The following is a 6,157-nucleotide window of genomic DNA, read 5'->3' on the forward strand; positions in this document are numbered from 1 at the left end:
GCCGATCTTCCCCGGCCTCAGCAGTGGGCCCACCTTCAGATGGGGAGGTGGGCCCAGATGCTCCTCAGCGCTTGACCTTCTTGACGATGTTCTCGATGTCGGAGCCGAATGCGCTCTCCGTGGTCAGGTACGTCCACGTCGACGACGGCCGTTTGAGACCGTGTGAGGCCAAGTCGATACCCGTATCCGTGAACTCGGATTCCTCGATCGTGGACGCGGAATCCTCGATGACATCGGACCAGAACGAAGAGAAGATACGGATCGATTCCGTATTGAACGCCTCATGCGGTTTCTCACGTGCGAATGTGCGCAGATGGATGCCCTCACGCAGATCGTTGAGGAAGGCCAGGTGGTCGACCCAGCGTGCATCGAGATGGAACAGCATCACCTCGCGCAGCGTCGCGTCGACGAGCTCCTGCGGGTGCTTGGCCGACAGTTCCTTCGCCACATCGCCGAGGCGGTCCTTGAGCTCATCGATCGCCTCATCATCGACACGCAGCTCGTGGCGCCTGGCGAGGACGAGATCTCGCTGTTTGGCCATCAGCTCGTTGAACTTCCACGTGTCGCGGTGCAGCGCCGTGTTCTGGCCCTCTGCGATGCGCTGAGCATGTTCGACGAGGCCCAGTGCACGCTTCGACTCGATCCATCCGGTCTCATCTCCTTCGGAGACGAAGCGCTGGATCTCAGGCACACGCGTCAGAAGTTCATCCTCGAGGCTGGTGAAGAATACCGACGTGCCCGGATCGCCCTGGCGTCCGGCACGTCCGCGCAGCTGGTCATCGAGACGTGAGGACGGGTACCGTCCGGCTCCGATGACCAGCAGTCCGCCGGCATCGGCGACGCCGTCGTCGGCCAGGCGGATGTCGGTGCCGCGCCCGGCCATCTGAGTCGACACGGTGACGGCCCCGGGGGCACCGGCGGCCGCGATGACCTCGGCTTCGAGCGAATCGTCCTTGGCGTTGAGGACCGTGACCTCGATGCCGCGCTCGGTCAGCCGTGTCGCCAGCGATTCGCTCTCCGCCACAGAGGAGGTGCCGATGAGCACCGGGCGATCCTTGCTGTGGTTCTCCGCGACCTCATCGACGATCGCGCGTTCCTTCGACTCCTGATACGTGTAGAGCCGATCCGGTTCGTCAATGCGGATAACAGGCAGGTGCGTGTCGACGGGGACGATCTCGAGGCTGTAGAACTCCCGCAGGTCATCACCGACAGCCAGCGCGGTTCCCGTCATTCCGCAGACGGTTTCGTAGCCGTGGATGAGCTCTTCGACGGTCATCTGGTCCAGGATCTCACCGCTTTCGGTGGTGCCGACGTCCTCCTTGGCCTCCACTGCGGCCTGCAAACCGTCCGGCCAGCGCTGGAGTTCGGCCACACGCCCACGTGAGGCGGAGATGAGTTTGACCCTACCGTCGACGACCAGATAATCGACATCTCGCTTGACCAAGGACTTCGCATACAGGGCGAGGTTGACCGCCGCGAGGTCGGAGGCGTCTTCACCGAAGAGCTCGACATCGAGTTCTGCTTCGACTCGGTTGATTCCTTCGTCTGTGAGGGAGACCGCCTGGTGATCCTGGCTGACTTCGTAATGGGTGTCGGGCTCGAGCGTCTCGACGAGTGCCGCGATTTGAGCGTTGGCGTCTTCGACACTGGCCGAGCCTGCGAGGACGAGTGGGACACGGGCCTCGTCGATGAGTACGGAATCGGCTTCATCGACGATGACGACATCGCGGTCCGGGACGCGGATCTGGGCGTCGTCGGTGGCGAAGCGGTCACGCAGCACGTCGAAGCCGACTTCGGTTACAGAGGCGTAGAGAACCTCAGCACCATAGGCTTCGCGCCGTTCGGTCTCGCTCTGAGCTCCGGAAATCGAGGCCGACTGCACACCGAGGAGGTCGAAGAGCGGTTTCATCCAGGTGCGGTCACGGACAGCGAGATAGTCGTTGACGCTGACCACGTGGACCCGGCGGCCCTGCAGAGCGTAGCCGGCAGCGGCCAGAGCACCGACGAGGGTCTTGCCCTCACCGGTGGCCATCTGTACGACGTTCGCCTGCAGGAGCCCGACGAGACCCTTGAGCTGCGTGTCATAGGCACGCTCGTCGAGGGAGCGTTCGGCCGCCTCGCGGGCCAGCGCGCAGTAGCGGACGAGGTTGTCCTGCACAGAGCCTGAGGTGAAGATGTCGGCCGCGGCCTCCGTCAGGCCACTGTCGTCCAGCTCCGCGTACTCACGACTCGCGGCCGCCATATCGTCGGCGGCCTTATCGAACCATCCCGTGGCTTTGTCCGCCTGTGCGCCGGGTCGGTTGAGCAGTCGTGAAAAGAAACCCATTATCGTCCTTCGTCGAGTGATGGTCGCAGTTGATTCTATCGTTCAGGCCATGGGCCAGGAGCCATCGACGACGGCTTCGGCGTTGCCCTTTCTGCGCAGCCAAGATTGCAGGTCAGCAGCCTGAGCGCGTTTCCATTCGCCTTGGGAGGTCATGATTTCGTCCCGAGTGAGCTTGGCAATGTCCTCCGAGTTCTGGGCCAATGCTCGGGAAATGTCCAGGGCGGCAAGGGCATCGGCGGCGGCATCGTGGGCGTCGAGCAGCGTGACCTCCCACCGTTTGGCGGTCTCGGTCAGGGTTCTCTTGCCACGGCGGAACTGTTCGACGCGTTTGTCCAGAACGAAGGTGTCGATGATTGTCGGCAGCAGTGCAGCGAGGTCGATGTGCGGCTGGTGGCGTCTGACCTCGGCCGCCAGAACGCTGAGGTCGTAGACGACGTTGTGACCGACGACGACTGCGTCGTCTGCCTTGAGGTCGGCCAGGACTGTGCAGAGTTCGGCCACGACCTCGGCAACCGGAGCTCCATTGGCCTGGGCGAATTCGGTGGTGATGCCGTGAACGGCGCGAGCCGGTTCGGGAATCTCGACTCCGGGATCGGCCAGCCAGGTGCGAGAGCTGTCGCCGGATTCGACGAACGCCGCAGTGACGATTCTGGCGGTCGAGGGATCGACGCCGGTCGTCTCCAAATCGAAACCGACCAGCCGAGACTGCGACCACGACTCAGCAGAGACAGGACCGGGAAGCGGCGTGGCAGCAGACACAGCAGCAGGGACCTGGGCAGGAGAGGAGGCCTGGGCCGGGGGAGCAGCGGCCGTGGAGGTGGGCATCGGTGACGGACGTGCGACTGCTCCTGGGCCCGGGTCGCGGTCGGCACCGCCGAGAGCGGCGATGAGGTTGTCGACCGAGCGGCGGATGTTCTGACCGCGTGCTGCGGCCTCCACAGCAGCGCGATCGAGTACGCCCGGCACGGTTTCGAGGTCGAGTCCATGAGCGACATCGGTCAGGCACCGCATGACCTCGATGGTCTTGTGCAGCGTCTCCTCTTCCTCGATCAGGGTGTTCGCTCGCTTGGGGCTGAGACCACCGGTCTTCACACCGGCCTTCGCCGCCTTGATGATGGATGCGAGGGAACCGAAGTTCGCCAGCAGCGTCGCCGCGGTCTTCTCTCCGATCCCCGGTGCTCCCGGCAGCCCGTCAGAGGGATCACCGCGCAGAGCGGCGAGCTCACGGTAGCGCGTCCCGTCGGGCACACCATAGGTCTCGGGCAGATCGGACTGGGTGATGGCCTCCCACTCTCCGCCCTTGCGCGGACGGAGCACGCTGACGTCGGCGGCGGCATCGATGAGGGCGAGAAGATCACGGTCGGGGGAGACGATGACCACGGGGGTGCGTGACTGGGCGGCCATGGTCGCGATGACGTCGTCGGCCTCGGTGCCGTCCACCTCGGCGATGGGGATACCGGCGGCACTCATAACGGCGGTCATGATCGGCAGCTGCACTGCCAATTCGGATGGGATCTCCGTGCCCGCCTCGGCGTCCTTGACACGGGCGGCCTTGTATTCGGGCATGATCGCGGTGCGGAAGGCGGGTCGCCAGTCGGCGTCCATGGTCGCCACGACTCTCGGGGAGTCGAAGCGGCGGATCATCTGTGCGATCGCATCGAGGACGCCGCGCACAGCATTGACCGGCTGGCCTTCGTCGTTGACGATCGAATCGGGAACCGAATAGAAGGCACGGTAGTACAGGGCAGGAGTGTCGATCAGAACCAAGGGCTTCACACTCGATGACGATACCCGACACCCCTGACGCCAGTGCAACGGCGCTGACGGCAGAGGTGTAGCGTGTCGGCTGTGACTATGTACTTTGGTGGAGATGTATACAGCAGTGTCGACCCCTTTGCGACTGCCTTGGGCACGAAGGACGGGAAGGTCTCGTTCATCGGCTCCGATGAGGCCGCGCTTGCTTTGGAACCCGACGCGATCAATCTGGACGGTGACTTCCTGACCCCTGGTTTCGTCCATGCGGGACTGACCCTCGGCGAGGCCGCTCCCGACGGCCAGCGGCTCCTCGACTTCGGATTCACTCACGTGCACATCCTCGGCACAGCCGCTGCTGTGGAGGACTTCCGCGCCAGCGCACCCAGCGGGCTGGCGATCATCGCATATCCCGAGATCGGTACCGAGGCTACTGCGGCCTCGGACCAGATCGACGAGGGGGCGAGCATCGCTGCGGCCGACTTTCTCGCGCTCCACGAAATGCCGGAGACGGCGCTGTACATCCGCGTCGAATCGAACCCGCGCCTCGGTGAGGTCCTCGACCGTGTGCGAGAGCATGCTGCACTGGCTCAGCGCAGCGGATACCGTCTGCTGCTGGACTTCAGCGTCGACGAGGAATTCGTCACGCCGCTCGGTTACTCCGGCATTGCGATCACCCTCGACCCCGCGCAGGCGCAGCCTCTGGCGCAGCTGTTGTCGGCGGGCGCCCAGGTGTCGTGGACGGATTCACAGGATTCGCCCTGGGCGACGGTGCGTTCGGCCGTTGTCGGCGAGAACGGAATCGGAGCTCGCGCTGCGTTCAATGCGGCCACCCGGTTCGCGCATCGGGCCGCAGGCAATCCGGACGGGGGAGTCCTCGCCCCGGGAGCCGAGGCGGATTACGTGCGCTGGCAAGTCGACAAACTCGTCGTTCAGGTCGCAGATGCCCGTGTTGCCGCATGGAGCACCGATCCTCGCTCGGGCACCCCCGGCCTGCCGGAACTCTCACCCGACGTTGCACTGCCGACCCGCGTGTGACTCGGCGAAGACGCCAAGAGCCGAACACCCGGGCTGATTCCGGGTCGGAGCGAAACAATCAAGACGACACGCCGACGGCGAAGTATTTTTATCATCTTGCCTTGCGTCTGACCTGGACATTTGGACATCACCCCAGGTCAGAGAGATTTTGCAAAGGCCTCGGCAGCCACTAGATTCGTTGTTGGCATTCCACAGCAGCTGGGATGGAGTCGGCACCCCCGTCATTAGATAACTCGTTTCCCAACGTGGTCCGAAGGCGAGGGTGTCGGCTCATATTTTCCTCTCGTCGCGGCGTATCGTGGTGGCCGTGGTTTCTAAGACTCTGGTGGTCATCCCGACCTACAACGAACGCCTCGCTCTGCCTGTGACGCTGTCCGGGCTGTTCGAGAATCAGCCTGAGGTCGACGTTCTCGTCGTCGATGACGGCTCACCCGACGGCACCGGCGACTGGGTTGATGAGCAGGCGCGCGTGGATCCGCGATTGCACGTACTGCACCGCAGTGAGAAGTCCGGCCTGGGAATGGCCTACATCGCAGGGTTCGAATGGGCGCTGGAGCGCGACTACGACATCATCTGCGAGTTCGACGCCGATGGATCGCACCGGCCCCTGGACCTCGGGCAGCTCTTGGCTGTTGCCCAGGCAGGCAGTGCCGACCTCGTCATCGGCTCGCGTTGGGTCCGTGGCGGTGCGATCGTCGACTGGCCACGCTCGCGGTTCTTCCTCTCCCGCGGAGCCAACATCTACGTCAACGCGGTCATGGGGCTCGGGGTCAAGGATGCAACGGCCGGATTCCGTGCGTACTCCCGGAGGGTTCTGCAGAGTCTCGATCTCTCGGGAGTGCAGTCCCAGGGGTACTGCTTCCAGATCGACATGACCTACCGCACCGTCGAAGCCGGATTCCGAGTGGCCGAGGTTCCCATAGTCTTCGTCGAACGTGAGCTGGGGGAGTCGAAGATGAGCGGATCGATCATCTCCGAGGCATTCGCCAAGGTCGCCGGCTGGGGGCTGACACGCCGCCGCAGACAGGCTCGAGGCCTCGT

At 64.1% G+C, this 6,157-nt stretch carries 4 protein-coding genes; 2 read left to right on the forward strand and 2 right to left on the reverse strand.

What is annotated here, in order from left to right:
* Positions 1–64 precede the first annotated feature (64 nt).
* Both secA2 and L0G76_RS03795 read right to left on the reverse strand, forming a co-directional pair.
* The gene (gene secA2 / locus L0G76_RS03790; protein ID WP_304355996.1) at positions 65–2,326 is read right to left on the reverse strand and encodes an accessory Sec system translocase SecA2; all 2,262 of its coding nucleotides are present in this window, start codon (positions 2,324–2,326) and stop codon (positions 65–67) included.
* A 42-nt stretch (positions 2,327–2,368) separates the two neighbouring features.
* Positions 2,369–4,102 (reverse strand): 5'-3' exonuclease H3TH domain-containing protein, encoded by a 1,734-nt coding sequence (locus L0G76_RS03795; protein WP_304355997.1) that lies wholly within the window; start codon positions 4,100–4,102, stop codon positions 2,369–2,371.
* A gap of 78 nt (positions 4,103–4,180) precedes the next feature.
* On the opposite strand from L0G76_RS03795, the gene L0G76_RS03800 reads away from it, so the two are divergent.
* Both L0G76_RS03800 and L0G76_RS03805 read left to right on the forward strand, forming a co-directional pair.
* Positions 4,181–5,116 carry a metal-dependent hydrolase gene (locus L0G76_RS03800; protein WP_304356000.1) on the forward strand — a complete coding sequence of 312 codons (936 nt, stop codon included), beginning with the start codon at positions 4,181–4,183 and terminating at the stop codon, positions 5,114–5,116.
* 301 nt (positions 5,117–5,417) lie between these two features.
* The coding region (locus L0G76_RS03805) for a polyprenol monophosphomannose synthase (RefSeq protein WP_304355998.1) at positions 5,418–6,157 on the forward strand (740 nt) is incomplete at its 3' end.

It is taken from the genome of Brevibacterium picturae (assembly GCF_030453725.1).
Taxonomy (GTDB): Bacteria; Actinomycetota; Actinomycetes; order Actinomycetales; family Brevibacteriaceae; genus Brevibacterium; species Brevibacterium sandarakinum_A.